Source organism: Geobacillus kaustophilus (genome assembly GCF_000948285.1).
In the GTDB taxonomy this organism is placed as follows: Bacteria; Bacillota; Bacilli; order Bacillales; family Anoxybacillaceae; genus Geobacillus; species Geobacillus thermoleovorans_A.
Genome location: NZ_JYBP01000003.1, coordinates 488221 through 514684, shown reverse-complemented (window position 1 = coordinate 514684; position 26464 = coordinate 488221). Strand labels below are relative to the sequence as shown.

28 protein-coding genes and 1 pseudogene are annotated in these 26464 nt (G+C 54.3%); 3 read left to right on the top strand and 26 right to left on the bottom strand.

Features of this window, described 5'->3' with window-relative positions; translation table 11 throughout:
* Positions 1 to 40: 40 nt before the first annotated feature.
* The gene (locus LG52_RS03035) at positions 41 to 1351 is read right to left on the bottom strand and encodes a DEAD/DEAH box helicase (protein WP_044730808.1); all 1311 of its coding nucleotides are present in this window, start codon (positions 1349 to 1351) and stop codon (positions 41 to 43) included.
* 385 nt (positions 1352 to 1736) lie between these two features.
* Between LG52_RS03035 and vrrA the strand changes: the two genes are divergently transcribed.
* Together vrrA and LG52_RS03025 are read left to right on the top strand one after the other, a co-directional pair.
* Entirely contained in the window at positions 1737 to 2276 is a 540-nt protein-coding gene (gene vrrA, locus LG52_RS03030; RefSeq protein ID WP_044730807.1) for a VrrA/YqfQ family protein, read from the top strand.
* Between the two features lie 121 nt (positions 2277 to 2397).
* Positions 2398 to 3348 (top strand): 4-hydroxy-3-methylbut-2-enyl diphosphate reductase, encoded by a 951-nt coding sequence (locus tag LG52_RS03025; RefSeq protein WP_012820514.1) that lies wholly within the window; start codon positions 2398 to 2400, stop codon positions 3346 to 3348.
* Between the two features lie 81 nt (positions 3349 to 3429).
* On the opposite strand, the gene LG52_RS03020 is transcribed toward LG52_RS03025, so the two are convergent.
* The 20 genes from LG52_RS03020 to rpsU all read right to left on the bottom strand — a co-directional run bounded on the left by LG52_RS03020 (position 3430) and on the right by rpsU (position 20137).
* The gene (locus LG52_RS03020; RefSeq protein ID WP_044730806.1) at positions 3430 to 4551 is read right to left on the bottom strand and encodes a Nif3-like dinuclear metal center hexameric protein; all 1122 of its coding nucleotides are present in this window, start codon (positions 4549 to 4551) and stop codon (positions 3430 to 3432) included.
* Positions 4548 to 5252 carry a tRNA (adenine(22)-N(1))-methyltransferase gene (locus LG52_RS03015; protein ID WP_044730805.1) on the bottom strand — a complete coding sequence of 235 codons (705 nt, stop codon included), beginning with the start codon at positions 5250 to 5252 and terminating at the stop codon, positions 4548 to 4550. Before LG52_RS03015 ends, LG52_RS03020 begins: the two co-directional genes overlap by 4 nt.
* Before the next feature lie 148 nt (positions 5253 to 5400).
* Positions 5401 to 5763 (bottom strand): cytochrome c550, encoded by a 363-nt coding sequence (gene cccA / locus LG52_RS03010; protein WP_014196364.1) that lies wholly within the window; start codon positions 5761 to 5763, stop codon positions 5401 to 5403.
* A gap of 108 nt (positions 5764 to 5871) precedes the next feature.
* On the bottom strand, positions 5872 to 6387 hold the full coding sequence (locus LG52_RS03005) for a hypothetical protein (RefSeq protein ID WP_044730804.1): 516 nt from the start codon (positions 6385 to 6387) through the stop codon (positions 5872 to 5874).
* 78 nt (positions 6388 to 6465) lie between these two features.
* Complete coding sequence (gene rpoD / locus LG52_RS03000) at positions 6466 to 7593, bottom strand: RNA polymerase sigma factor RpoD (protein WP_011231962.1); 1128 nt, start codon at positions 7591 to 7593, stop codon at positions 6466 to 6468.
* A 34-nt stretch (positions 7594 to 7627) separates the two neighbouring features.
* On the bottom strand, positions 7628 to 9424 hold the full coding sequence (gene dnaG / locus LG52_RS02995; protein WP_044730803.1) for a DNA primase: 1797 nt from the start codon (positions 9422 to 9424) through the stop codon (positions 7628 to 7630).
* Positions 9425 to 9956: 532 nt separating this feature from the next.
* Positions 9957 to 10757: a pyruvate, water dikinase regulatory protein gene (locus LG52_RS02990; protein WP_014196367.1), complete on the bottom strand. Its 801-nt coding sequence runs from the start codon at positions 10755 to 10757 to the stop codon at positions 9957 to 9959.
* A 21-nt stretch (positions 10758 to 10778) separates the two neighbouring features.
* Positions 10779 to 11402, bottom strand: coding sequence for a helix-turn-helix transcriptional regulator (locus LG52_RS02985; RefSeq protein WP_269430052.1), 624 nt, complete (start codon positions 11400 to 11402; stop codon positions 10779 to 10781).
* Positions 11403 to 11474: 72 nt separating this feature from the next.
* Entirely contained in the window at positions 11475 to 12263 is a 789-nt protein-coding gene (recO, locus tag LG52_RS02980) for a DNA repair protein RecO (RefSeq protein ID WP_044730801.1), read from the bottom strand.
* Positions 12264 to 12294: 31 nt separating this feature from the next.
* The gene (locus LG52_RS18650; RefSeq protein ID WP_011231967.1) at positions 12295 to 12438 is read right to left on the bottom strand and encodes a YqzL family protein; all 144 of its coding nucleotides are present in this window, start codon (positions 12436 to 12438) and stop codon (positions 12295 to 12297) included.
* A gap of 101 nt (positions 12439 to 12539) precedes the next feature.
* Entirely contained in the window at positions 12540 to 13448 is a 909-nt protein-coding gene (era, locus tag LG52_RS02975; protein WP_044730800.1) for a GTPase Era, read from the bottom strand.
* Positions 13441 to 13839 (bottom strand): cytidine deaminase, encoded by a 399-nt coding sequence (locus LG52_RS02970; protein WP_013144713.1) that lies wholly within the window; start codon positions 13837 to 13839, stop codon positions 13441 to 13443. Before LG52_RS02970 ends, era begins: the two co-directional genes overlap by 8 nt.
* 122 nt (positions 13840 to 13961) lie before the next feature.
* The gene (locus LG52_RS02965) at positions 13962 to 14315 is read right to left on the bottom strand and encodes a diacylglycerol kinase family protein (RefSeq protein ID WP_044730799.1); all 354 of its coding nucleotides are present in this window, start codon (positions 14313 to 14315) and stop codon (positions 13962 to 13964) included.
* Positions 14315 to 14785 (bottom strand): rRNA maturation RNase YbeY, encoded by a 471-nt coding sequence (gene ybeY / locus LG52_RS02960; RefSeq protein WP_044730798.1) that lies wholly within the window; start codon positions 14783 to 14785, stop codon positions 14315 to 14317. The genes LG52_RS02965 and ybeY overlap by 1 nt, the downstream gene beginning before the upstream one ends.
* A complete protein-coding gene (locus tag LG52_RS02955) occupies positions 14782 to 16884 on the bottom strand; it encodes an HD family phosphohydrolase (RefSeq protein WP_044730797.1) in 2103 nt (700 codons plus the stop codon). Before LG52_RS02955 ends, ybeY begins: the two co-directional genes overlap by 4 nt.
* Before the next feature lie 49 nt (positions 16885 to 16933).
* On the bottom strand, positions 16934 to 17896 hold the full coding sequence (locus tag LG52_RS02950) for a PhoH family protein (RefSeq protein ID WP_044730796.1): 963 nt from the start codon (positions 17894 to 17896) through the stop codon (positions 16934 to 16936).
* A 2-nt stretch (positions 17897 to 17898) separates the two neighbouring features.
* Positions 17899 to 19086 (bottom strand): sporulation protein YqfD, encoded by a 1188-nt coding sequence (gene yqfD, locus LG52_RS02945; protein ID WP_044730795.1) that lies wholly within the window; start codon positions 19084 to 19086, stop codon positions 17899 to 17901.
* 15 nt (positions 19087 to 19101) lie between these two features.
* Positions 19102 to 19386, bottom strand: coding sequence for a sporulation protein YqfC (yqfC, locus tag LG52_RS02940; RefSeq protein ID WP_044730794.1), 285 nt, complete (start codon positions 19384 to 19386; stop codon positions 19102 to 19104).
* Between the two features lie 101 nt (positions 19387 to 19487).
* Entirely contained in the window at positions 19488 to 19934 is a 447-nt protein-coding gene (locus tag LG52_RS02935) for a GatB/YqeY domain-containing protein (protein WP_011231976.1), read from the bottom strand.
* A 29-nt stretch (positions 19935 to 19963) separates the two neighbouring features.
* Entirely contained in the window at positions 19964 to 20137 is a 174-nt protein-coding gene (gene rpsU / locus LG52_RS02930) for a 30S ribosomal protein S21 (RefSeq protein WP_008879912.1), read from the bottom strand.
* Positions 20138 to 20321: 184 nt separating this feature from the next.
* Here rpsU and LG52_RS02925 point away from each other — a divergent pair, with 184 nt between their 5' ends.
* Positions 20322 to 21257, top strand: a complete 936-nt coding sequence (locus tag LG52_RS02925) for a Na/Pi symporter (protein WP_044730793.1) — start codon at positions 20322 to 20324, stop codon at positions 21255 to 21257.
* Here the strand turns inward: LG52_RS02925 and deoC are convergent.
* The 5 genes and pseudogenes from deoC to dnaJ form a co-directional block, all read right to left on the bottom strand.
* Positions 21254 to 21925 (bottom strand): deoxyribose-phosphate aldolase, encoded by a 672-nt coding sequence (deoC, locus tag LG52_RS02920; RefSeq protein ID WP_044730792.1) that lies wholly within the window; start codon positions 21923 to 21925, stop codon positions 21254 to 21256. The genes LG52_RS02925 and deoC overlap by 4 nt on opposite strands.
* Positions 21926 to 22107: 182 nt before the next feature.
* Positions 22108 to 23457: a tRNA (N(6)-L-threonylcarbamoyladenosine(37)-C(2))-methylthiotransferase MtaB gene (mtaB, locus tag LG52_RS02915; RefSeq protein ID WP_044730791.1), complete on the bottom strand. Its 1350-nt coding sequence runs from the start codon at positions 23455 to 23457 to the stop codon at positions 22108 to 22110.
* A gap of 75 nt (positions 23458 to 23532) precedes the next feature.
* Positions 23533 to 24215: pseudogene (locus LG52_RS02910) on the bottom strand (16S rRNA (uracil(1498)-N(3))-methyltransferase).
* 110 nt (positions 24216 to 24325) lie between these two features.
* Entirely contained in the window at positions 24326 to 25264 is a 939-nt protein-coding gene (prmA, locus tag LG52_RS02905) for a 50S ribosomal protein L11 methyltransferase (protein ID WP_013144703.1), read from the bottom strand.
* Between the two features lie 5 nt (positions 25265 to 25269).
* A complete protein-coding gene (gene dnaJ / locus LG52_RS02900) occupies positions 25270 to 26418 on the bottom strand; it encodes a molecular chaperone DnaJ (protein ID WP_044730790.1) in 1149 nt (382 codons plus the stop codon).
* Positions 26419 to 26464: the final 46 nt, after the last annotated feature.

Below are 26464 nucleotides of genomic sequence, written 5' to 3'. Positions count from 1 at the left end.
TTCTTCTCTCCCTTTTCTTTGCGTTAAAGGCGGACGGCTATTATGATTTTTTGAAGCGGCCAAGCCGCTTTTTCTTCTTCTCCAGCTCCGCGCGCAGCTTTTTTTTGTAGCCCGGCTTCACTTGCTTCGTTTTTTTCAGTTTGGCGAAAAGCAACGCCAGTTCGTCATCCTTTTCGCCCGCCCGCTTGCTTCGCCGGTTCCACGGCGGCAGCTCCTTCCATTCGCCGCCCACGAAATCACGGTGAACAAACGAAATCCCCATTTTTTCCAATCGAGCAATCGCATCTTGGTCAGACGGCTCGTAAATCGTTGCCGCAATGCCGCTATAGCCGGCGCGCGCCGTCCGTCCGGCGCGGTGAATATAAAACTGCAGATCATCAGGCAGCTCGTAGTTGATGACGTGGCTGACGCCTTCAATATCGATGCCGCGCGCCGCCAAATCGGTCGCGACGACATATTGAAACTCCAAATCGCGGATGAGATTCATCATCTTTCTCCGCTCACGCGGCGTCAAATCGCCGTGCAGCACGCCGACTTTCAACCCTTGCTCAGCGAGACGGTCGGCGACCTCGTCAGCCATTTTCCTTGTGTTGACAAATACGATGGCCAAATACGGGTTGTAGCTGAGGAGCACATCATGAAGAAGTTTTGTTTTCTCGCGTCCGCGCAGCGGGATGAGCACATGTTCAATGTTTTCGTTCGCCGTCTGTTTCGGATCGACGTGGACAAAGGTCGGGTTTTCCATATATTTTTTCAAAAACGGCTTCAGCTTTTCCGGAATCGTCGCTGAAAAGACGAGCATTTGCAAGTCTTTCGGCATCCGGGCGGCAATTTGGTCGACATCCGTGATAAAGCCCATATCAAGCATCAAGTCGGCTTCATCGACGACAAGGATGTGCGCTGTATGCACATTAAGCGCCTGCTCGCGGATGAAATCGTTGATGCGCCCTGGCGTGCCGATGACAATATGCGGCTGCACGTTGAGCTTTTCGAGCGCTTTTTGCTTATCCGTCCCGCCGATCAAGCAACGGGCGACGATCATTCGATCTTTCGGGCAAAACTTCGTGATTTTCAGCGTTTCGTGGTAAATTTGCGTCGCTAATTCGCGCGTCGGCGCCGTGATGACGGCTTGCACTTCGGCATGTTCCGGTTTGATTTTTTCAATGATCGGCAATAAGTACGCATGTGTTTTTCCCGTTCCGGTTTGCGATTGGCCGACCATGCTTTCGCCGCGCAGCGCCCCCGGAATGATGCGCTCTTGAATTTCCGTCGGTTTATAAAAACGAAGCGCCTTGATCGCTTCAATGATAAACGGTTGAAACGGAAAACGAGTGAACTGCGTTTCTATCATCAAGCACCACTCCCTTCTATAATATAAATGCAACTGGAAGGTTTCCCATCTCGTTGGTCCAAAAGCGTGTCGTCTATTTTTCCGACTGTCGGCGACAAGCTTTGACGCGACGGAAGACCGAACAACCCACTGCTTCACAGACCCATGCATGGGTCTGGAAGCGATATTGTTCGGTCACCCGACAGTCGCTGGCTCCATAAAAGAGCGTAAACGTTAACGTTTCAAATGGCATATGGGCACCGCTTCGTCCGCTTCACCATTATAGCGAATCGCTGCCCCCTGCCGCAACTAAAGACGATGCGGCAACAAACCTTTCCCGCCTTGCCCGCATATTGTATGAAGGAGGACATTCGTTCATCCGCACGACCGAAAGGAGGCAACTGCTATGAGATACAGCCGGCCCCCGATGATGCCTTCTCCGTTTGCCGGAAGGCCGCCAGCCCCGTTCGCCCGCATGCCGGCGCCGCCTTTTGGCCCCAGCGGCCCCAGCGGCCCCGGCGGCTTCTTGGCTCGCTTGTTTTCGCGCGGGCAGCCGCCGGCTGCTGCGTCATCTCCGTGGGGGCTGCCGATGCTGCCCAACGCTGCTAACACCGCCGCATCCAACACGGGCGGCGGCTTGGTTGGCATGTTAAACAACGTGCAAAAAATGCTCGGCATCGCGCAAAATGTCATGCCGATGGTGCAGCAGTATGGACCGCTCATCCGCAATCTTCCGGCGATGATCCGCATTTTCCGCGAGCTGAAACCGGCCGACGAAGGGGAAGGCGAAACAACGTCGGAAAGCGCACCGGCCAACGAAACGAAACAAAAGCCGGCCGCCAAGGCGCCAAAAAAACGCTCCGTTCCGCAGGCAAAGCGCGAAGAGCCGCAGGAAAAAGAAACACCGGCCGCCCCGAAGCCGTCCAAGCCGAAACTGTATATCTAGTTTCTTTCCCCGCCCTAGCGCACCCTCTGTTTAGGGCGGTTATTCTTTGTCTTCTCTCCGGTGCTCCGATATAATGAAAGATGAACAACCGCCGCACAGCCGGCGGCAGGGAGGGAATATGATGGAAGTGATTAAAATTACCCCTCGCGGGTATTGCTACGGGGTGGTCGATGCAATGGTCATCGCCCGCAACGCGGCGTTGGACCCATCTTTGCCGCGTCCGATTTACATTCTCGGCATGATTGTCCATAATAAGCACGTCACGGACGCGTTTGCCGAAGAAGGCATCATCACGCTCGATGGAGAAAACCGTTTGGAAATTTTGGAAAAAATTGACCATGGCACCGTCATTTTCACCGCCCACGGCGTCTCACCGGAAGTGAAAAAACGAGCGCTCGAAAAGGGACTTGTCACGATTGATGCGACATGCCCCGATGTGACAAAAACGCATCGGCTCATCGAACAAAAGCTCGCCGATGGCTACGATATCATATATATCGGCAAAAAAGGACACCCGGAACCGGAAGGAGCGGTCGGCATCAATCCGGAAAGGATCCATCTTGTAGAAACTATCGATGATGTCGAACGGCTGTCCATTCACAATGAGCGCATCATGGTGACGAACCAAACGACGATGAGCCAATGGGACGTCGCCGACATCATGGCGAAAGTGAAAGAAAAATACCCGCACGTGGAAATGCATAAAGAAATTTGCCTCGCCACCCAGCTTCGACAAGAGGCGGTCGCTGAGCAGGCGAAGGAAGCCGATGTGACGATCGTCGTCGGCGACCCGCGCAGCAACAACTCGAACCGCCTCGCCCAAGTATCGGAAGAGATCGCCGGCACGAAGGCGTATCGCGTCGCCGATGTAACGGAAATCGATATCAACTGGATTAAAGATGCGAAAAAAGTCGCTGTCACCGCCGGCGCCTCCACTCCGACGCCGATTACGAAAGAAGTGATCGATTTTTTGGAGCAGTTTGACCCGAACGACCCGTCGACATGGAAGCGGGAACGGAAAGTGCCGCTGCAAAAAATTTTGCCGAAAGTGAAAACAAAGAAGGAAGAGTGACGGTTGTTTCGTCCATAAAGAGAGGCTGTCTTGGACAAACGGTTGAACCGCTCATCCAGGACAGCCCTTTTCGTTGGCCGTTCATACGAACTGAAACGGATCGGTATAGACGCTAGAAGCGATCACTTCCGCCTCCCATTGACGTTTCGCGAGCTCAGCGGTTAAGTAACGGGTTACGCCTTCTTTCATGATTTTTTCTACATTATGGCCTGGGTCGATGATATGAAGGCCGAGCGCTTGGGCGTCATGGGCGGTATGATAATACACATCGCCGGTCACGTACACGTCCGCGCCAGCCGCCTTGGCTGCGCTGACAAACTTGTTTCCGTCGCCGCCAAGCACCGCGACCGTTTGCACGAGATCGTCCAGCCGGCCCACGACGCGCACCGCCGGAACGGAAAACGCCGCTTTCACCTGCTCGGCGAAAGCGCCAAGCGTCACCGGATGCGGCAGCCGGCCAATGCGCCCAAGCCCGAAGCGGCGGCCTCCGTTGTCAAGCGGATAGATATCATATGCCACTTCCTCATACGGATGAACAGACAGCATCGCCTGAATCGCTTGCCGTTCAAGAGAGGCCGGCACGATCGTTTCGATGCGCACTTCCTCAACTTCCTCGAGCCGCCCTTGCTCGCCGATGAACGGCCGCGCCCCTTCCTCCGGCAAAAACGTGCCGACGCCGCGGCTGTTGAACGTGCAATGGCTGTAGCGGCCAATATGCCCGGCGCCGGCATCGCCTAAGGCCTTCCGCACCACCTCAGCATGCGTCACCGGCACATAGACAACGAGCTTTTTCAACGCTTCCGTATACGTCGGCACAAGCACTGTCGTCTCTTGGAGACCGAGCGCCTCGGCCAGCCAATCGTTCAGACCGCCATCGGCCACATCCAAATTCGTATGGGCGGCGTACACCGCAATGTCATGCTTGATGCACGCGGCGATCATCCGCCCGTGCCCCTCATCCGTCAGCAGCTGCTTCAGCGGGCGGTACAGCGGCGGGTGGTGGGCGATGATTAAATCCACTTGCTGATCGATCGCTTCGACAACGACATCTTCGAGCACATCAAGAGCGATCATCACTTTTTTGACCGGCTTGTTTAGCGTCCCGATTTGCAGACCGCTCCGATCCCCTTCCATCGCCAACTGTTTCGGAGCAAGCTGCTCAAGAAGCTGAATGATTTCATAGCCGTACGGAACGCGGCTCATAGCATCGCCTCCTCTACCAATTGAACTTTTCTCTCCAGTTCGCGCTTTTTCCGCTCAGCCGCTTCGCTTTGCCCTTTGGCCGTCAAATCAGCGATGATCCGTTTCCAATTTTCAATCTCGCGCTTCCACTTCTCGCGGAACACCTCGCTGTTTTCCCGGCGCAAAAACGGTCCAAGGAGCAGCTCCGCCTCGAGATGGCGATACGGCCGTCGGGGGACGCCGGGCTCGGCGACGAGCACTTCATAAATTTGCCCCTCTTCCTTCAAAATGCGTTCGGCAATCAATTCCCACCCATGATCAAGAAGCCAACGGCGAACAAGTTCCGCGCCAACGTTTGGCTGCAAAATGAGCCGTTTGACGCCGTCAAGCTTTTCCTTTCCGTCGCCCAAAATGCGGGCGATCAGCGCCCCACCCATGCCGGCGATCGTGATGCAGTCCGCCTCTTTTGGAGCGAGAACCGAAAGCCCGTCTCCTTTTCGCACGGAAATGAGATGAGAAAGCCCGGACTTCTCGACTTGCTGCTGCGCTAGGCGGAACGGTCCGTCCGCCACCTCGCCGGCAATGGCTTTTGATGCGCAGCCGTGCAAGCAGGCATAGCAAGGCAAATACGCATGATCCGACCCAATGTCAGCAAGCACCGCCCCTTTAGGAATGAATGAGGCGACCGTTTCCAGCCGTTTCGACAAGCGAAATTCATTCATAGCACCGCAATGGCAACCAACCTTCCGCCACCTGCAGCGCGAAGGCGGTTCGCCTTCCCCTCCTTTCCTCTCCAGCGCCGCGCGCCTCTATTGTACTAAACAAAACATCCCCTTGCCAAAAAGCAAAGGGATGCTCACCACCCATTATTTATTTTAAACCGGCGAGCCATTTCGCCATGGCATCGGCTTTATCCGCCGGCACAAGCCCTGGCGGCATGTTGCCGCGCCCGTGTTGGATGACGTCTTTAATTTGGTCCATCGACAGCCGTTGCCCGACCCCTTTCAACGATGGACCGACGCCGCCTTCATAGTTTTGGCCGTGACAGCTAGAGCACGTTTGTTGGTAAAACTGCTCTGGGTTGAATTCGGCCGTTTGTTCCGTTTTTTCGCCGCCTTTTTTCTCTTTGGCCATTTCCTTCGCATCGCCTAGCCCTTTAAACGACAAGACAAACGTCAGCACAATCCCGAATGCCATGATGATGAAAAACGGGATGAGCGGATTGCGGTTCATCTCTTTTACCTCCCTTATGTATAATGAAGAACGCTGCAAACAATTTTATTTTACTGTAAATAATGGTCAAGGAAAAGCCCTAAGTTGCCGAAATGGCAACAACACGCCTCAGCGCCACCAGGCGACGGCGGCTGCAAGCAACGCCCCGCTGACAGCGGCGAGCGAAAAGTAGCGAAGGTGAAGCAGGCGGCCGACAACAAACCAGAGAACACAGTTTCCGAGCACGACAGCTACTAGCGCACCCGTTTGCCTGGGAAAATACCGATCGACCTCAAAAATGGATGCCACAAGCAAAATCCAGGCGCTTCCGATGAGCGGAAAGTGAAGGAGCTCTCGCTTGTTCCGCCACCGCCAACAAAAGAACAAGCAGGCAGCCAAAAAAAGGGCGAAAAGGAGCGTTTGCAAAACGAATGACAATTCAGTAAAATAAATGACAAGAGCAACGGCTGGAAGCAATAAACAGAGACCAGCGGCGAGCGAGCTGCGCCACCGTCGGCCGTGCGAACGGGCGTCTCCTTCCGTGTACAACGCGAGCAAATAGTCGCAATAATGTTCCGGCAGAAGGCGCGAACGTTTCCAATATTCGATTTCTTGGATGATCGTTTCCCGTCGTTGCCGATTCATAGATAGACCACCTTTCCCATACCATAAAGAAAGAAAAAATAGTTTACTTCCGAAGAAGTAAACTATCGAACAAAACGGTCACTCTAAAAAGTCTTTCAGCCGTTTGCTGCGGCTTGGATGGCGCAGCTTGCGCAACGCTTTGGCTTCAATTTGACGGATGCGTTCGCGCGTCACGCCGAACACTTTGCCGACTTCTTCGAGCGTCCGCGTCCGTCCGTCGTCAAGCCCGAAGCGGAGGCGCAGCACATTTTCCTCGCGATCCGTCAGCGTATCAAGCACATCTTCGAGCTGCTCTTTCAACAGCTCGTAAGCAGCGTGCTCGGATGGCGATGTCGCGTCTTGATCTTCGATGAAATCGCCAAGATGCGAGTCATCTTCCTCGCCGATCGGCGTCTCGAGCGACACCGGTTCTTGGGCGATTTTCAAAATTTCCCGCACTTTTTCCGGCGTCAAATCCATTTCCTCGGCGATTTCTTCCGGCGTTGGTTCGCGCCCGAGGTCTTGGAGCAATTGCCGTTGGACGCGGATCAGTTTATTGATCGTTTCGACCATATGAACCGGGATGCGGATCGTCCGCGCCTGATCGGCGATCGCCCTTGTGATGGCTTGGCGGATCCACCACGTCGCGTACGTGCTGAACTTGTAGCCTTTCCGATAGTCAAACTTTTCGACCGCCTTGATCAGCCCCATGTTCCCCTCTTGAATCAAATCAAGAAAGAGCATGCCGCGGCCGACATACCGTTTGGCGATGCTGACGACGAGGCGGAGGTTCGCTTCCGTCAGCCGGCGTTTCGCTTCTTCATCGCCTTGCTCGATCCGTTTCGCCAGCTCGATTTCTTCTTCCGCCGACAACAGCGGCACGCGGCCGATCTCCTTCAAGTACATGCGCACCGGGTCATTGATTTTGACGCCGGGAGGAACGGACAAGTCATTTAAGTCGAATTCTTCCTCTTTGGCCAAGTCATCGATGTCGGGATCGGCCTCAAGGTCAGATTCGCTGATCACTTCAATGCCCTGCTCAGCGAGGTATTCATAATACTCATCCATCTGATCGGAGTCCAAATCAAAGCCGGACAACCGCTCAGCGATTTCCTCATAGGTGAGAATCCCCCGCTTTTTGCCGAGCTCAGCGAGTTGCTCTTTCACTTGTTCAAGCGATTCGCCGGCAGCTTCAGCCTGCTTTGATTGGGCTGGTTTTTCAGCCATTTCATTACCTCCTTTAAAAACTCATACCACCATGTTATGAAGAAGATAACATTTTTTTCATCTCAATCATCTCTTTCGCGATGCGGGCGGCCGTCAAAAAGTCTTTTCTTCGCTCCGCTTCCGTCTTTTCTTGCTCTTTTTCCTTTAGCATTAACCATTTCGGGTGATTCAACACATGCCGGATGCAATCGGCAAGCTCCCGCTCGGAAACGTCGTCTGCGACCAACAAAAGCGACAGTTCGCTCGCCAGCGTCCGCAACTCGCCAGGAAGCCGAGACATGAGCGCGCTGGGGTCGGCTTCATGCCCCTCTTCGTAAAAGGCGTAAATGTAAGCAGCCAACGCCCGATGCTCTTCGATATTAAATCGGCCGCCGACCTGCTCCTGAACAAAGAGCGCCACCTCGCGGCTCCGCATCATATGGGCAAGCAGCAACCGCTCGGCATTTTGAAAGGCCGGAAGCAATTTTTTCGTCAATGCCGGCTGGGCTTGTTTTCCGTCGTTGTTTACCTGCGGCTTTGGCTGTTCCGGCTTGGAGCGGGACAACTGTTCGTAAAGCGCGGAGAGCGACAGCGAAAACTCATCCGCAAGCTGGCGCATATAATAATCTTTTTCCACCGGGCTCGACAGCTTGCTGATTTCTCGGAGCGCTTCCTCGATATAACGGAGCCGGTCGCCTTCTTCCTGCAAATTTTTTCTCCGCCGCAAATAGTCCATTTTAAACGCCATGAGCGGCCGGGCGGCGTCGATCTCTTCGGCAAAACGGCCGGCGCCGCCAGTGCGTATATATTCATCTGGATCCAGCCCGTCCGGGAGCAACGCTACCTTCACGCGGCACCCGAATGCGCTCAATTGTTCGGCGGCGCGCCAGGCGGCCTCCGTTCCGGCGCTGTCGCCGTCATAGCAAATCGTGACCGTTTCAGCATGGCGGCGCAAAATGCGTGCCTGCTCCTCGGTCAGCGACGTTCCCATCGTTGCCACCACATAGTCAACGCCAGCCTGCACGGCAGAGATGACATCGGCAAACCCTTCAACGAGCAGCGCCTCTTGACGCTTGCGGATTGACACGCGCGCCTCGTGAAAAAAATACAAAAGCGTGCCTTTGCGGAAAATCGGCGTTTCTGGGCTGTTCATGTACTTTGGTTGCCCGTCGCCGAGCAGACGGCCGGAAAAACCAACCGTCTCGCCGCGATGATCATGAATCGGAAACATAATCCGATTCCGGAAGCGGTCGACGTATCGCCCGTCTTCTTTTTTCACCAACAAGCCCGCCTTTTCCATCAACACCAACGGAAACGAACGGCTCTCCAGCAGCTTGACGGCGGCATCAGGAACATCCGGCGCATAGCCGATTTCAAATCGGTCGATCGTTTCTTTTGTCCACCCGCGCGCCCGCAAATAGTCGAGCGCGGCTTGTCCTTCTTTTGTATGAACAAGCAAATGATGGTAAAATCGTTTCAACAACGTGTGTGCTTCAACCATCGCCTTCGCCTCGTCGGCTCGGCTGCCATCACTCCCGCGGCTGTCCAGCTCATAGGCGGACAAGTCGATCCCTGCTTTGGCCGCAAGACGTTTCGCCGCTTCCACAAACGGAATGCCTTCGATATCCATTAAAAACGTAAAGGCATTCCCCCCTGCCCCGCAGCCGAAGCAGTGGAAAATTTGCTTTTCTGGGGAAACGGAAAACGATGGCGTCTTTTCTCCGTGAAACGGGCATAAGCCAAAATAGTTGCGGCCTTGCTTTTTCAACTGGACGTATTCGCCAATGACATCAATGATGTCAACGCCGCGGCGGATGGCTTCAATCGTTTCCTCGGGAATGCGATGTCCCATACGAACAACCCCGTATCGTATTTATTCTCGGCAACAAGCCGATTTTCCTTTCCATTTCGACAAATTTTTTCAAAACGTTCGCTTCGCCCCCTTGCCCGTAAAATCGGCTGGCTTGATCATCCGCTTCCCGCCCCTCAGCCCGCCGTCTGGACAAAGATTCATCAGAGCGGTGCATCTCGAAGATGAGCTTCGGTATATTATATTTCAGCAAGAAAAAGAAAATTTCACTTTTTTCTTGACGATCTTGTGCAACAGATGACCGTGCTCATAAAGCAAGGGTTGCCTTACACCCCCTATTATTCTACACCATCGCAAAAAAATCCTGCTTTTTTGCCGAATGATGGACAACTTTGTCGAAAATCTTTTTTTCGTTCTTCTTGACAAGCGGCTATAAATAGTTTACTCGTCTCATGGCCGCTCTAAACCTATATAGGTCATTTTTCTCGCAATTTTTTATTATAATATAAGTCGCGGCAATATGCCATAAGAAAACGCACGACTCCAATCAAGAAATCGTGCGGATGAGGCGAAGCTAGCGCTTCAACTTTTTCATAATGATGCTCGCCGTCTCTTCGACCGCCTTGTTGGTCACATCGATGACGTCGCAGCCGATTTTTTTCACGACTTCATCAAAATAAGCGAGCTCCTCTTTGATTCGATCCATATTGGCGTAAATCGCTTGGTCGTTCAGGCCGAGCGATTTCAGCCGCTCGCGGCGGATCGAAAGCAGTTTATCCGGACTGATTTTCAAGCCGAAGCATTTCCCCGGACCGACTCGAAACAGCTGCTCCGGCGGCTCGACCTCTGGAACGATCGGCACATTCGCCACCTTCAGCCGCTTATGCGCCAAATATTGCGACAGCGGTGTTTTCGATGTGCGCGATACGCCGATGAGCACGATATCGGCGCGCAAAATGCCGCGCGGGTCGCGCCCGTCATCGTATTTGACGGCAAATTCGATCGCTTCGATCTTTTTGAAGTAATCTTCGTCAAGCACGCGCACTTGACCCGGCTCATATCTTGGCGTCAGCTGGAACAAATTGCTCATCTTTTCAATGAGCGGACCGATGATATCGTATGCGACGACTCCTTCGCGCGCCGCTTCGGCGAGCAAGAATTCCCGCATCTCCGGAACGACGAGCGTAAACGCGATAATGGCGCGGTTCATTTTCGCTAAAGCGACGACTTCAGCCAATGTCGTTTTATCTTCCACATACGGGACGCGTTTCACTTGAATCGGCGAGGCGTGAAACTGGCTGGCCGCCGCTTTGACGACAAGCTCGGCCGTTTCCCCGCCGGAATCGGATACGACGTAAACAAGGCGCTGGTTCATTCTTCTCCTCCTTTGTTTGGATTAGTCCTCTTTGGCTAGCGACACGAATGCTTTCGTTATATTCGTTTTCGTAATACGGCCGATCACTTCATATCCTTTCTCCCTTTTGCGCACGACGGGCATGGCATCGATCTGTTTTTCAATCAGCTGTTCAGCCACGTCAATGAGCGGGTCGTCCTTGTAGCAAACGGCGATGTTCGGCATCCGCGTCATAATAATATTGACCGGAATCGCCGTCAGTTCCTGCTTGCCAAGGCTTGCGCGCAACAAATCTTTGCGCGACAGCACCCCGGCAAGCAACGACTCATCATCGACGACAAACAGCGTGCCGACGTCCTCTAGAAACATCGTGACGATCGCATCATAGACGCTCACATTCTCATTGACGACAACCGGAATCGATTGGTAATCCTCGACCTTCATCTTTTTCATTTTATCGGCGAACAGCTGCTTGCCGGTTTTTCCCGTATAGAAATAGCCGACGCGCGGCCGCGCTTCCAAGTAGCCAGCCATCGTCAAGATGGCCAAATCCGGCCGCAGCGTCGCCCTCGTCAAGTTCAGTTTCTCAGCGATGCTTTCTCCAGTGATCGGCCCGTAGTCTTTCACAATTTGCAAAATCTGTTCTTGGCGTTTATTTAGTTCGATTGTCGTTCACCACCTTGCCAAAAAAGGTCCCACACGCTATCACTCTCATTTATATTATACTACACGCCCCATTCACAATGAAAATGATGCTCCTTGCCCTCCGTCGGGGCTGAGCTTGTCTTTCAGTTCACCGATTTGCTGCAAAAAACGCTTCGTCTTCAGCGACAGGCCGGCATATTCATCATAATAGGCGGACAATACGGCGCCCAGCTCCATCTTTGTGCTTTCTTTCACCGATATGGACCCAAGCCGAGCAAGATCGATATGAAAAAAGAGGCGCAACAGCCGGACGGAAGCCGAAGAGAGCGGGAACCGATGGGGATCGGACGCCTCGCAGCGATGGCAAAGGAAGCCCGCCTCCTTGACGGAAAACGAGAAACGCCCCTCCGTCGCCCCGCAGCGGGCACAACGGTCCAGCACCGGCGGAATGCCAAGCACTCGAAGCATTTTCATTTCGTAAATGAACGTCAAAATCTCTAAATCGAGGCCTTCACTCATATATTGTAGTGTCTGCAAAAGAAGCTCAAACAAGTACGGATTGCGCTTTTGCTCTTCCGTGCTTTTGTCGGTGAGCTCTACAATATACACCGCATAGGCGGCGGCAAACAAATCTTCGCGCAGCGCCCGCATCGAGTCGATGAGCTCTCCCTGGTGAAGAACGCCGACGCCGCGGCTGCGGCGGATGACATAATGGCCGTATGAGAGCGGCTGGGTAACAGCAGAAAGGCGGCTGCTTGGCTTTTTCGCTCCCCTTGCCATCGCAGCCACCTTTCCCCATTCTCGGGTAAACAATGTGACAATTTTATTTGTTTCGCCATAATCGACCGTCCGCATGACGATCGCTTCACACGTTTCGAACATCCCCTCACCACCGCTTCTACCAACAACGATGCTACGAGATCGGCTGGTCGATTTCTTTCTGTTCAGCGTTTTGCTCTTCACCGCCAAACTGTTGCTCGCGTTCCAACTCTTTAAATAGAAGGTACGTGTCGATATTGCCTGTTTGGCTAAACAGCTTCCACGTAAACTCAAGCATGGAATGACACCTCTTTCCGCCTGCAGGCATTGCGTATTGGTGGTCTACCTATAGGTTGGCTCAGGCAAAAACGGTTTATGTCGCGTAAAATTTTCTAACCGTCAATACTCGTCTTCACGGAACCCGAAATCACGCAGCTGCGCCAGACGGTTGCGCCAGTCTTTTTGCACTTTGACCCACAGCTCCAAAAACACTCTTGACCCAAGCAGCGCTTCAATGTCAGCGCGCGCCCGCTGTCCGATTTCCTTCAGCATCCGTCCTTGCTTGCCGATGATGATTCCTTTTTGCGAATCGCGCTCCACCACGATCACTGCGCTAATGTACACCGTTCCCGATCCTTCCCGCCGCTCGATGCGTTCGACGACGACAGCGATCGAGTGCGGAACTTCCTCACGCGTCAAGTGAAGCGCTTTCTCGCGAATAAGCTCGGCGATGATAAACTGCTCAGGATGGTCCGTGATCTGGTCCGGCGGATAATATTGCGGTCCTTCCGGCAGCCGCTCTTTAATTTGCTCAAGCAGGCGGTCGACATTGTTCCCTTCAAGCGCCGAAATCGGCACGATTTCAGCAAACGGGTGCAAATCTTTGTATCGGTCAATGAGCGGCAACAATTCATCCGGATGGACGCGGTCGATCTTATTGATGACTAAAAACACCGGGGTGTCCACTTCTTTCAGCCGTTCGATGATGAACGCCTCACCGCGCCCAAATCCTTCCTCGGCATTGACCATAAACAAAATCAAATCGACTTCGCGAAGCGCATTGAGCGCCACTTTCATCATAAAGTCGCCGAGCTTATGCTTCGGTTTATGCACCCCAGGCGTGTCGATAAAGATGATTTGCGCGTCATCGTCCGTGTACACGCCTTGAATCTTATTGCGCGTCGTTTGCGGTTTATCGCTCATAATCGCGATTTTTTGCCCGATGACGCGGTTTAAAAACGTCGATTTTCCTACGTTTGGTCTTCCGATAATGGCAACAAATCCTGATTTGTATCCTTCTTTACGCATGCAAATCCTCCGCTGAAAAAGCTTCTGGCAGCAATTCGCTGACTGTCATGACTTTCACATCGCCTTTGAGGTTGGCTAAAATGACTTTCATATCGCCGTGGCAAAGTTCGGCGATCACTTGGCGGCATGCGCCGCACGGCGGCACCGGGCGGGGAGTGTCGGCGATGACCGCAAGAGCAGTGAATTCCTTCTCCCCTTCCGAATATGCCTTAAACAACGCGGTCCGCTCCGCACAATTGCACACGCTGTAGGCGGCGTTTTCAATGTTGCAGCCGCGGTACACACTGCCGCCTTTCGTCAACAGCGCGGCGCCGACTGGAAACTTCGAGTACGGCACGTAGGCGAGTTCGCGCGCTTTTTTCGCTTCGGCAATGAGCTGCTCAATCTCCACGAGTGACTCTTCCTTTCCTGCAAGCAAACGCTGCTTTCTTTTATTTTACAAAAAAACGCCATCCATTTCATCATTTGAAATCAAAATGTAACAGAAAAATTAGAATTTTCTCTCTCATTTGTTTAGCGAAGATGCGGCCAAAACAGCAAAAGGCCGATCACAACCGCAAATCCGGCCGCCGCGAGCACCGCCGCGGCAGCGATGTCTTTCGCCGCTTTCGCCAACGGATGAAACTCACCCGTCGCCAAATCGACGGCGCGCTCAATAGCCGTGTTGACGAGCTCAAGCACAATGACCGTGCCGACCGCCATGAGCAGCACGATCCACTCCCAGCGCGACAGCCCAACGACCCACCCAGCGGCAAAGGCGACAACAGCGGCCGACAAGTGGAAGCGCAAATGAGCTTCCTCTTTCACCGCCGCCTTCATTCCCGCCCATGCCCAAGCAAACCGGTCTCGCTCTCGTTTGCCGCGCATTATCTTGTCAGCCCGAACCTCACCAAGATATCTTCCTGCTTGGCGAACATGACGCGCTCTTCCTCTTCTGTCCCATGATCGTAACCAAGCAGGTGCAAGAAACCGTGCACAGCCAAAAACCCGAGCTCGCGCATAAACGAATGTCCATAGGCCGCCGCCTGCTCTTTCGCCTTCGGAATCGAAATGACGATATCGCCGAGCACCGGCGGCATATCAGCGCCGACGATGTGAACCTCTTCTTCCCCTTCCTCCTCAAGAGCAAACGAAAGCACATCGGTCGGCGCATCTTTGCCGCGATAGTCGCGATTCATCGCGCGGATGCGTTCGTTGTCCACAAATGTGACGCTCACCTCCGCCCCGTCCGGCACGTTTTCAAGGGCCGCCGCCTCGGCGAGCAGCCGCTCGATCGTCTCGATTTGCTCAGCGGTCACCTCGTTCGTTTCATCTAGAAAATCAATGTGAATGGTCATGCATGCTTCACCTTTTCCTTTCGTACTTCTGGGTATTCGATGCGCGAATGGAAGACGCCGTTTAAAGTCTCGCAAAGCGAACGGGCGACAAGTTCCAGCTCCTTCAGCGTAATGTCGCACTCGTTCAGCTGGTTGTCCTGCAAGCGATCAGCGATGATCGACCGAACGATCTTCTCGATTTTTTCCGGCGACGGGTTGGATAGCGAGCGAACAGCCGCTTCGACGCTGTCGGCGATGTTGATGACCGCCGCTTCTTTCGTCTGCGGCTTCGGCCCGGGATAACGAAACTCCGCTTCCGAGACAAACTCGGTTTGCTCGCGCGCCTTATGATAAAAATACTTCAGCAGCGTCGTGCCGTGGTGCTGTTCGGCGATGTCGATGATCTCCTTCGGCAGCCGGTGCTTGCGCAGCAAAGCGACGCCGTCGGCGACATGGGCGATAATAATATTTTTGCTCAACTGTGGCGATAAATGGTCATGCGGATTGCCGCCTATTTGATTTTCGATGAAATAGTGCGGCCGCTTCGTCTTGCCGATGTCATGGTAGTAGCAGGCGACGCGCGCCAGCAAGCCGTCGGCGCCGATCGCCTCGCACGCCGCTTCGGCCAAATTGGCGACCATAATGCTATGATGGTACGTCCCCGGCGCTTCAGTGAGCAGCTTGCGCAAGAGCGGATGGTTCGGATTGGACAGTTCAATGAGCCGAAGCGGCGACAAAATGCCAAACGCCGCCTCCAACACCGGCAAGAGACCGATCGTCAAAATGGCAGAAAAAACCCCTGAGGCCGCCGCCATCAGCACCAACAAGCCGATTTCCGTCGGCGAATAGCGGCCGTTTTTTAACAGCAACAGCGAAAAAAGCGAAACGATATTGACCGCCGCGACAAACACGCCGGCCCGCCAAATGTTCGCTTTCGCCAGCTCCTTTGGCAGACAAAACGTCCCGGCCAGGCCGCCGGCAAGAAAGTAAACGATCAACGACACCGACACCGCGCCGGCCGTTCCAATTTCCTCATTGAACAGCAAACTGCCGCACACTGCTCCGATGATGGTCGTCATCATCGCGAGCCGCTCTCCGAGCAAAATGCGGACGAGCATCGGCCCGAACGCCGCCGGCACAAGGAAACCGATGGAAACAGCGCCGCTGGATGGAAGAAGGCGAATGAGCGCCATTGTCGTCATCATCAACGTAAAAATGGCTGTATAAAGCGACAGCTTTTCATTCGTCGTTTCCGTCCGAAAATAGTAAATGAGCGGAGCAAGCAGCAACAAAACGAACACCAAAAGCCCAGCGGCGGTCCAAGACGGACGCCCGCTCTCAAGCAAGCCGACCAGCTCGAGCCGGCGGTAAACATCATTCGTAATAAACTGTCCTTCCTCGACGATCACTTGCCCTTGCAAAATTTTCACCGGCTTCACTTCATCCATCGCCTGCCGCCGTTTTTCTTCCGTCGCCGCCCGATCGTAGACGACGTTCGGAATGACCGCCTGTCGGCAAAGCTTCGCGACCGCCTCGCGAAGCGGCGGCGACAGCGCAGCGTATTCAAGCTCTTTGGCCGCTTCCGCCCGCGCCGTGTCAAGTTCCGCTTGGGAAATGCGCTTGCTCATGACGGCATGCACCGCGGTCAAGGCGGCTTCCTTCGCCGTCTTGAGCTCCTCCGGCGAGGCGGCAAGCAGCCGTTGCCATTCAGCGGCAGACAAATAGGCAAGCCATTCGGGCGGCAGCCGTTCCTCAAGTTTGGCGATCATATCGCCGAGCGGGCGGTCCGGCTCCGCCTCGTGCTGCACGCTTTCCATCGCGGCAAACAGCGAGGAAAGAAGATCGACCCGGTTTTCAGCATATTCTTTTTTTAACGTATAGACATCCGCTACTTTCGCCGCCGCCTCTTCTTTCAGCTTGGCGGTCGCCTCTTTGTCCTCGACCGTCACCGGCGAACGGATCGTTTCCTTAGCCACGTCAAACAAACGCAGCTCATACTGGCGAGGCTTCACTTGCCAATACAAAACGGCAAACAACAGAACGGCCAAAAGCAAAAACAGCCAAAAGCGGACAAAGCGGACTGTTTTTGTCCGCTCAAGAAAAAAACGAAACCTTCCCACCGGTTTTCCCCTCGCTTTGCAAGAAAAGACCGATCCCGTCGCTCTCGTTCTATAAGCCCGCCTCATCATAGGCATCAATAATTTTCGCGACGAGCGGATGGCGAACGACATCCGACTGTTCCAAAAACACAAAGGCGATGCCGCTAATGGAGGCCAAAATGCGCTTGGCGACCGAAAGCCCCGATTCGACGCCCTTCGGCAAGTCGACTTGGGAAATATCGCCGGTAATGACCATCTTCGAGCCGAAGCCGAGCCGGGTCAAAAACATTTTCATTTGCGCTGGCGTCGTATTTTGCGCCTCGTCAAGGATGACGAACGCATCCTCCAGCGTCCGGCCGCGCATGTAGGCGAGTGGGGCGATTTCAATCGTGCCGCGCTCAATCAGCCGCTGCGTGTACTCTGCGCCGAGCACATCGTTTAAAGCGTCATAAAGCGGGCGCAAATACGGGTCGACCTTCTCTTTTAAGTCGCCGGGCAAAAAGCCGAGGCTTTCTCCGGCCTCAACGGCCGGACGAGTCAAAATGATGCGCTTGACGCTGCCGTTTTTTAACGCCTTGACCGCCATGACGACCGCCAAATACGTTTTTCCGGTGCCGGCTGGGCCGATGCCGAACGTCAAGTCGTGCTGTTCAATTGCTGCAACATAATAGCGCTGGCCCAACGTTTTGACGCGGATCGGCTTTCCTTTGGCGTTTTTTGTAATCTCCTCGTCGTACAGCTGAACAAGGCCGTCAAGCGCCCCTTTTTTCGCCAGCTGGATGGCGTAGATAATGTCGCGCTCGCTGACCGCCGCCCCTTTGCGAATGACGATCAATAAATGGCGAAGCAATTCATCAACGAGCTGAACTTGCTGCGGCGCGCCGGAGACGTTGACCGTTTCCCCGCGCGTCACAATCGACACGCCAAGCTCTTCCTCGATCCGCTTTAAATGGATGTCATGAACGCCAAAGAGCGCCACCGCTTCCTGCGGGTTTCGCACATGTTGGCTGATCGTAACGAACTGCTCTGACATTCTCAATCTCCTTGGACGATGGGTTGTGGTACAGCAATATTTTCGATGACTTCGTAATGCAATTCTACCCTTACTTTACCATTCTCTTTCGCCTGATGCAAAACTTTTTCGCTGCGAATGGCCGCCTCCTCCGGCAATTTCGCCCTCAGCTCGCGGCGGGCGATCTCTTTCGCTTCCGCGAACGCTTCTTCCCACGTGTAGCGCCGCTTCACTTCTTCCGCCTCGCGGATCGTGATGCGCTCGTAATAGAGCGGCAAGTCCCATTTCCAAAAACGAAACGGCCGTTTTTCTGTCTCAACGATGGTATGGGCAAACACCGGCTTCTTCCATCCCCAAACGGGGATCAAAAGGCGCCCGATTCCGACATAATGCCGTTCGGTGAACTTGCCGGTCAACACACGAAACGTCGTCTCGAGCGGCAGGACGACCGTAGACTTGTACCATGTTTCGCCAAACACTTTCCCTGACGCCGGCACAAACTTCGTCCTCCCTTCAGCGCCGATAATGCCAGAAACAAGCAGCTGGCCTTTTTGCACATAGTCGTTGACGGAAACGAGCGGTTGTCCCTCTTCAACGAACAAATCAGCGATGACCGCCTCTTTTTTTGCCACGAGATGACGCGGTGGAATCGGTTTTTTCGGCTCCGGAATCTCTTTTTCAACGACGCGGAAGTGAAGCGACGTCCCTTTCCACTCAACGCCGACCCACGTGATGTCCGGAACGCGTTCCGTCAGCTTTTTTTGCAGCGTCTCCGGGTCATCAAGCAGAAACTGAAATGCGCCGCGCTCGACTCCCATTCGCTTCAACTCGCGGGCAATTTGATGCTCCGTCTCTGGAGCCGCCCCTTTGATCTCGATCTTCCAAACGATGTTCGAAAGCAAAAACACAATCGCTATAAAAAGGAGCAAGCCGAGCCAAAACCCGCTGTTCTGCCAGGCTCGCCGCCAAAAAAACGGCAGCCCGGTTCTCCCGACAAACGAAAGTTTGCATTCGCTTTGCCGGGCGACATGGCGCAGCCGTTTCACGTCGCTGAGCTTAATGAAAAACGTCGCGGTATCCGCGCTATGCTTTTTCACGTTCCAGACGACAATCCCTTGGCGGACGCAGGTGTTGATCAACCGTTCGATCCCTTTCCCTCTCGCTTTGACCCGCACACTGCCGGCGAGCGTGTCGACCCATTCGTTTTTCATCTCCGTTCCTCCTCGCTATTCATCTATATAAACGACTTGTCTGATTTGTCCTTCCAACAAAATTTCTTCCGGCAAAATCGTTTTAATCACAAACTGTTCGCCGCGGACGACGAGCTGTCCGTTCCGCAGCAAAAGGCGGAGCTCTTTATCGCTGAACGCGAGCAGCCCGCGGTGGTTTTCAATGTAAATATGTATGTGACCAACCATCGTAATGCGGGGCAGGTCCATCATAATGTCGGCGGGAAGTTCAAGCTTTTCCGCCATCCACCGCTTCACCTGCTGGCGCCATTTTTTCACCATCAAAAAGAACCCCCTTTCATCTCATATGTATGAGACAAAAGGGGGTTCTAGCACCGCTTTTCAAAAACAACGGGCCCGCCTGCCGGCAAGGCCCATTGCATTTATGACAGCTGTTGTTGGACAAGTTTGTTGACGAGCGAACCATCCGCTCTTCCTTTCACTTTCGGCATGATCGCGCCCATCACTTTTCCCATATCCGCTTTCGAAGAGGCGCCGACTTCCTTGATCGTCTGCTCGATCAATTCGCGCAGCTCGTCCTCTGTCAGCGGCGTTGGCATATACGATTGAACAATTTCAATTTCGGTTTTCACTTTTTCGACAAGATCTGAACGGCCAGCGTTTTCAAATTCTTGGAGGGAGTCTTTACGCTGTTTCAGTTCGCGAGAAAGAACCGTCAGCTCTTCGTCTTCCGAGAGCGGGCTTTTTCCGAGCTTGATCGCTTCGTTTTGCAGCGCCGCTTTCAGCATCCGGAGAACAGACAGTTTTTCTTTCTCTTTGTTTTTCATCGCCTGCTTCATATCGTCATTCAAACGATCGAGAAGACTCACCGATTATACACCCTCTTTAATGCATGCTCTTAGTGCTTGCGCTTTCTAGCCGCCTCAGATTTTTTCTTCCGTCTGACGCTTGGCTTTTCATAAAATTCGCGCTTTCTCACTTCTTGCAAAGTGCCCGTTTTCGAAACGGCACGCTTAAAGCGACGAAGAGCGTCGTCGATCGACTCATTTTTGCGAACGATCGTTTTGGACATCCTGCTTCCCTCCCTCCGAACAACAACCATTGCATATTGTACTTGTCAATTATAATACATGCTGACAGAAAAGGTCAATAAAAAAAGCAGCGGCGTCCTGCTGGCCGCTTCTTCCCCGCGCTGAAAAAACGGTCATCACCCGCGGACAAGGCCCATACATATAGGGTGAAAGGGGGGATCGCCCATGGGGTCGTTTCTGATGCTGTTTGCCATTTACACCGCTTTGTTTCTTCTTGGCATGTTTATGATGAAAGCTGGGCTTTACACGTTGTCCGGCCATCGGTTAAAACGGTGGCTCATGCGCTTTACCGCCACGCCGCTGCAAGGATTTGCCGCCGGTTTGGCGACGACCGCTCTTTTGCAAAGCAGCTCAGCGGTGATGGTGATGACGGTCGGCCTTGTCGCCGCCGGCTACTTGTCGTTCCGCCAATCGATCGGCATCATTTTAGGCAGCAATATCGGCTCGACGATCACGACCGAGCTGATGACGCTTGATATCGGCGATGGCGCCATCCCACTTCTTATAAGCGGCGCGCTGCTTGTTTTTTTCGGCCGCCATCACCTTGTTCTCGGCATCGGCATGACCGCTGTCGGCCTCGCCGCTGTGCTGTTTGCCATGGACGGCTTTGGCAGCCTCGCTAAACCGCTTGCCGCCTATCCGTTCGTTGATGCATGGCTTAAAGAAACGAACCGATCCGTCGCTGTCGGCCTTCTTGCCGGCATCGTCCTCACCGCTCTCGTCCACTCGAGCGCGGCAACGATCGGCATCGCCATGGGATTTTTAAACGAACAGCTTTTGACGCTGTCCGCGGCGATTGCTCTGTTGCTTGGCGCCAACATCGGTACGTGCATCACTGGACTTTTGGCTTCGATCGGCTCCAGCAAAGAGGCCCAGCTGACCGCCTACACCCATCTATGGCTGAACGTCGTCGGCGCCGCTTTGTTCGCCTTTTGGACCGAGCCGCTCGCCAGTTTTGCCGCTAGGCTCAGCCCAGCGCCTGATGTGCAGCTCGCTCATGTGAGCGTCTTGTTCAACGTCATTTGCTCAGTGGCTGCTCTTCCATTTGTCGGCGCCATCGAAAAGGTCATTCTGTTTTTGCATGACCGAAACCGGGCTTAGTAGTCAGCGCGGCCCGTCCTGCCGGTGACGATCGCCACCCCAGAGCTTGTGCCGATGCGCGTCGCGCCGGCGTTGATCATCGCCTCAGCGGTTTTCCAGTCGCGGACGCCGCCTGATGCTTTGACGCCTGCTCTGTCGCCGACCGTTTTCCGCATCAGCGCCACATCCTCCACCGTCGCACCTCCGCCCGAAAACCCGGTCGACGTTTTCACATAATCAGCGCCGGCTTTCACTGCGAGCTGGCAGGCGCGCACTTTTTCCTCATCGGTCAAAAGCGCCGTTTCAATGATCACTTTGACAAGCGACCTGCCAGCCGCCGCTTCGACAACCGCACGAATGTCGCGCTCGACAAGCTCGTCTTGTCCGCTTTTTAACGCGCCGATGTTGATCACCATGTCAACTTCGCGAGCGCCGTTTTCGATGGCGTTCGTTGTTTCAAACGCCTTTGTTTCCGGCGTCGTTGCCCCAAGTGGAAAGCCGATGACCGTGCAGACGCGGACATCCGTGCCGGAAAGCTCGCGCGCCGCCGTTTTCACCCACGTTGGGTTGACACACACGGAAGCAAAGCCGTATTGCTTTGCTTCCGTGCACAGTTGCACGATTTGTTGTTCCGTCGCTTCCGGTTTGAGCAGCGTATGATCGATCATTTTTGCGATATTCATCGTCATTCGGAGAAACCCCTTTCTGCCATTTCCGTCAAGATGGAAGGTCTGACGTCTACCATCATACCATGCTCCTTCGACAAAAACCAGCTGCCATCTGTAGTGTCCCCGGGGAAAAAAGAAAAACCCCAGCATCAGCTGGGGCACGGCACGAAGCTGATTTCGCGTCTCGCCTTGGCCATGCGAAGTTATGAGCTTAATTTTACCGAATGAACCGCCTCATCCGGCACGATGCGGACAAACTCCCCTTCGTTATAAGGATAGCCGGCTTTCGTAATCTTCACTTTGACAAGTTCACCGACCATTTCCTCGGTTGCCGGGAAGCGGACTTTCAAATAGTTGTCTGTATAGCCGACGTACAAATCCGGCCGCTCCTTGTCACGCTCTTCCGGAATGACTTCGAGCACTTGCCCTTCAAAACGGGAGGCGTACTCTTTCGCCAATTGGTCGGACAGAGCGATCAAGCGGCGGACGCGGTCATGCTTCGTTTCTTCATCGATTTGGTTCGGCATGCGCGCCGCCGGCGTGCCGGTCCGCTTCGAATAAGGAAAGACATGCAGCTCGGAAAACCGTTGTTCACGAATAAAGTTGTACGTCGCCATAAATTCGTCTTCCGTCTCGCCTGGGAAGCCGACGATGACGTCAGAAGTCACCGCCAGCTCTGGAAACACTTCGCGCAACCGGGCGAGCCGCTCCGCGTAAAATTCCACGGTATATTTGCGGCGCATCCGCTTGAGCACCGTATTCGACCCAGACTGGAGCGGAATGTGCAAATGGCGGACGATTTTGTCCGAACGCTTCAAAACATCGATCACTTCATCGGTAATTTGGCTCGCCTCAATCGACGAAATGCGGAGCCGCTTCAGCCCCGGCACTTGCTCGTCTAAATCGCGCAACAAGGACGCAAAGTTATAGTCTTTCAGATCGGTGCCATAGCCGCCTGTATGAATGCCGGTCAGAACGATTTCTTTATAGCCGGCGGCAACCAGCTGGCGCGCCTGGCGGATGATTTCCTGCGGATCGCGCGAGCGCATTAAGCCGCGCGCCCACGGGATGATGCAAAACGTGCAGAAGTTGTTGCACCCTTCTTGGATCTTAAGCGACGCCCGCGTCCGATCAGTGAATTCCGCCACATCCATCTCCTCAAAAACGCGCGTTTTCATAATGTTGTGAACAGCGTTGATCGGCTGGCGCTCGCGCTGGAACTGCTCGATGTAATCCAAAATTTTATGCCGGTCTTGCGTGCCGATGACAATATCAACGCCCGGAATGGCCATGACCTCAGCCGGCGATGTTTGCGCGTAGCAGCCGGTCACGCAGACGACGGCGTCCGGATTGCGGCGCACCGCACGACGGATGACTTGACGGCTCTTTTTATCGCCGGTGTTCGTCACCGTGCACGTGTTGATCACATACACATCCGCACGGCTTTCAAACTCTTTTCGCTCGTAGCCGGCTTTTTTAAACAGCTGCCAAATCGCTTCGGTTTCGTAATGATTGACTTTGCAGCCTAGTGTATGAAAAGCCACTGTCGGCATCTTGTTCACCTCACTCTGCCCCCGCTTAAGGATCAGCGGGACCGAACTTTTATCAGAAACAGCCAATGCTGCTCACTAAGCGCGCTCCGCTTCGCCGTTCGGCGCGCGCAGCTCCCATTCATAAGAGGCGGCGGAAAGCAAATAGAGCGGAGCTGTTTCGGTCCGCAAAATGCGCGGCCCAAGGCTGCACGGCGAAAAGCCGTGCTGCCGAAGCTGTTCTGCTTCTTCCGGGCTGAACCCGCCTTCCGGCCCGAAGACAGCCAGCAACGCGCCGCCCGGACGGAGGCGGGAAAGAAGCGCCGGAAGCGCGGCATGCCGGGCGTTTCGCGCCTCTTTTTCGTAGGCAAACAGCCGAACATCGACCGTTTGGCCAAAGGCGAGGAGTTCGACAAATGAAAGCGGCGCCCGCACGTCCGGCACCACCGTTCGTTCAGCCTGCTCAGCCGCTTCTTTGGCGATTTTTTCCATCGATCGACTTTTTTCTCCGCCTTTTTCGCGTCCCATTTCACGACCGACCGGGCGGCTTCGAACGGAAGAAAGCCGGCGGCGCCAAGCTCTGTTCCCTTTTGGATGACAAGCTCCCACTTTTCGCCTTTCGGCAGCCCTTGGGCGATGTAAATGCGCACCGGCAGCTCGCTTCGCTCCTCTTTCCATTGTACAATACGGGCTTGCACATGCTCATTGGCAATTTGTTGAATTTCACACACCGCCGCGCGCCCGTCTGGAAAGACGCAAATGATCCCGTCCCCCGGCTTCATGCGCATGACGCGGGCGATATGATGGGCATCATCGCCGCTGATCGCGACGATCCCCTCTTGTTGCGCCTGGCCGAAAACGAAATAGCGCTGCACAGCCATCCCTTCTTTGCTTACGGTTTCATGGCGACAACCGCCACCCAGTCTTCCATCACGTTGATTTCCTCAATGGCAAAGCCGGCGGCAAGCAACCCGTCTTTGACGTCCTGCTTTTTCGCCTGAATGATGCCAGACGTGATGAAGCGGCCGCCTGGCTTTAACAACCGGTAGGCGTCACCGGTAAAGCGCAAAATGATCTCCGCTAAAATATTGGCGACGATCACATCAGCCGGTTCCTCGATATGGTCGAGCAAATTGTTTTGTGACACCGTTACGATATGCTGCACCTTATTGAGCTTCACGTTCAGCCGCGCACTGTCGACCGCCACCGGGTCCAAATCGAGCGCCCGCACCGACCGAGCGCCAAGCATCGCCGCGGCGATGCTTAAAATGCCGGAGCCGGTGCCGACGTCAATGACATGATCGCCGGGGCGCACGTACTTTTCGAGCGCCTGCAGACACATGACTGTTGTCGGGTGCGTGCCGGTCCCAAATGCCATGCCCGGATCCATTTCGATGATCAGCTCATCACTAGACGCCGGCTCGTACGTTTCCCACGTCGGCACGATCGTAAACTTTTCGGACACTTTCACCGGATGATAATGCTTTTTCCACGCCGTTGCCCATTCCTCTTCGTTTACTTCGCTCAATGTAATTTTATTTTTGCCAAGGTCGATATCATACAGCCATAAATTGTTAATCGCCTGCTTAATTTGTTCGACCGTTTCACCAAGAAAACTGTTGACCGGCAAATATGCCTTAATGATCACCCCTTCTTCTGGGTAGTCGTCCGGGTTGAGCTCGACGATCTCGCCGTACCAGTCGTCCCGTTCTTTGACCAAATCGTATGGATCTTCGATGACGACGCCTCCGGCGCCCGCTTCATGCAAAATGTTCGAAATCGCCTCAACGGCCTCATGCGTCGTATGAATGCTGATTTCTGACCATTTCATCGCGCTTACGCTTCTCCTTTAAACGCCTTTTTGACTTTCTCAAAAAAACGGCCGTGCGGCCCGTCGTGCATCGTGTCTCCGCCGAGCCGATCAAACTCGCGCAACAGCTGCTTTTGCTTTTCGGTCAGCTTCGTCGGCGTCACAACACGGACAATGACGTGCTGATCGCCTTGGCCGTAGCCGCGCACGTTCGGCACCCCTTTTCCCTTCAAGCGGAAGCGCGTGCCTGTCTGCGTGCCGGCCGGGATTTTCAGCTTCACATGGCCATGGAGCGTCGGCACTTCGATCTCATCACCGAGCGCCGCCTGGGCGAACGACAACGGCACTTCGCAATAAATATCGTCGCCGTCGCGTTTGAAAAACTCGTGCGGCTCAACACGGAAGATGATGTACAAATCGCCCGGCGGCCCGCCATTGACCCCTGGCTCCCCTTGGCCGGCGACGCGCAGCTGCTGGCCGTCATCGACGCCGGCTGGAATTTTGACGTGAATTTTTTTCCGCCGTTTGACGCGTCCCGTGCCGCCGCACGTTGGGCATTTCTCCGGAATGTACCGGCCCGTGCCGCCGCAGACGGGACATGTCCGGCGGTTGACGATGCGGCCAAATGGCGTCGCTTGTTCGCTTGTCACTTGCCCGCTGCCGCGGCAATGCGGACAAGACGTCGGACTTGTGCCCGGTTTCGCTCCGCTGCCTTGGCACGTGTCGCACGTCTCTTCCCGCGGAATTTCAATTTCCGTTTCTTTTCCGAACGCCGCTTCTTCAAACGTAAGCGTCATCATATACTCGACATCCGCGCCTTTGCGCGGACCGCTCGCCCGCCTACGCGGACCAGCGCCGAAAAACGTTTCAAAAATATCTTCAAAACCGCCAAAGCCGCTAAAGCCGCCGAAATCAAACCCTCCGTCTTGGAATCCGCCGCCGCCAAACGTTTCGTTCGGGTCGGCATGGCCGAAGCGGTCGTAGCGGGCCCGCTTTTCATCATCGCTTAACACTTCGTACGCCTCTTTAATTTCCTTAAACTTCTCCGCGGCGTCCGGGGCTTTGTTCACATCTGGATGATACTGCTTCGAAAGCTTTCGATACGCTTTTTTAATCTCGTCTTTCGTCGCGTTTTTGCTGACGCCGAGAATCTCGTAATAATCGCGCTTCGCCATCGTTGATCATCCACTCCCGATTCACTCACATAAATTTGATTTTATC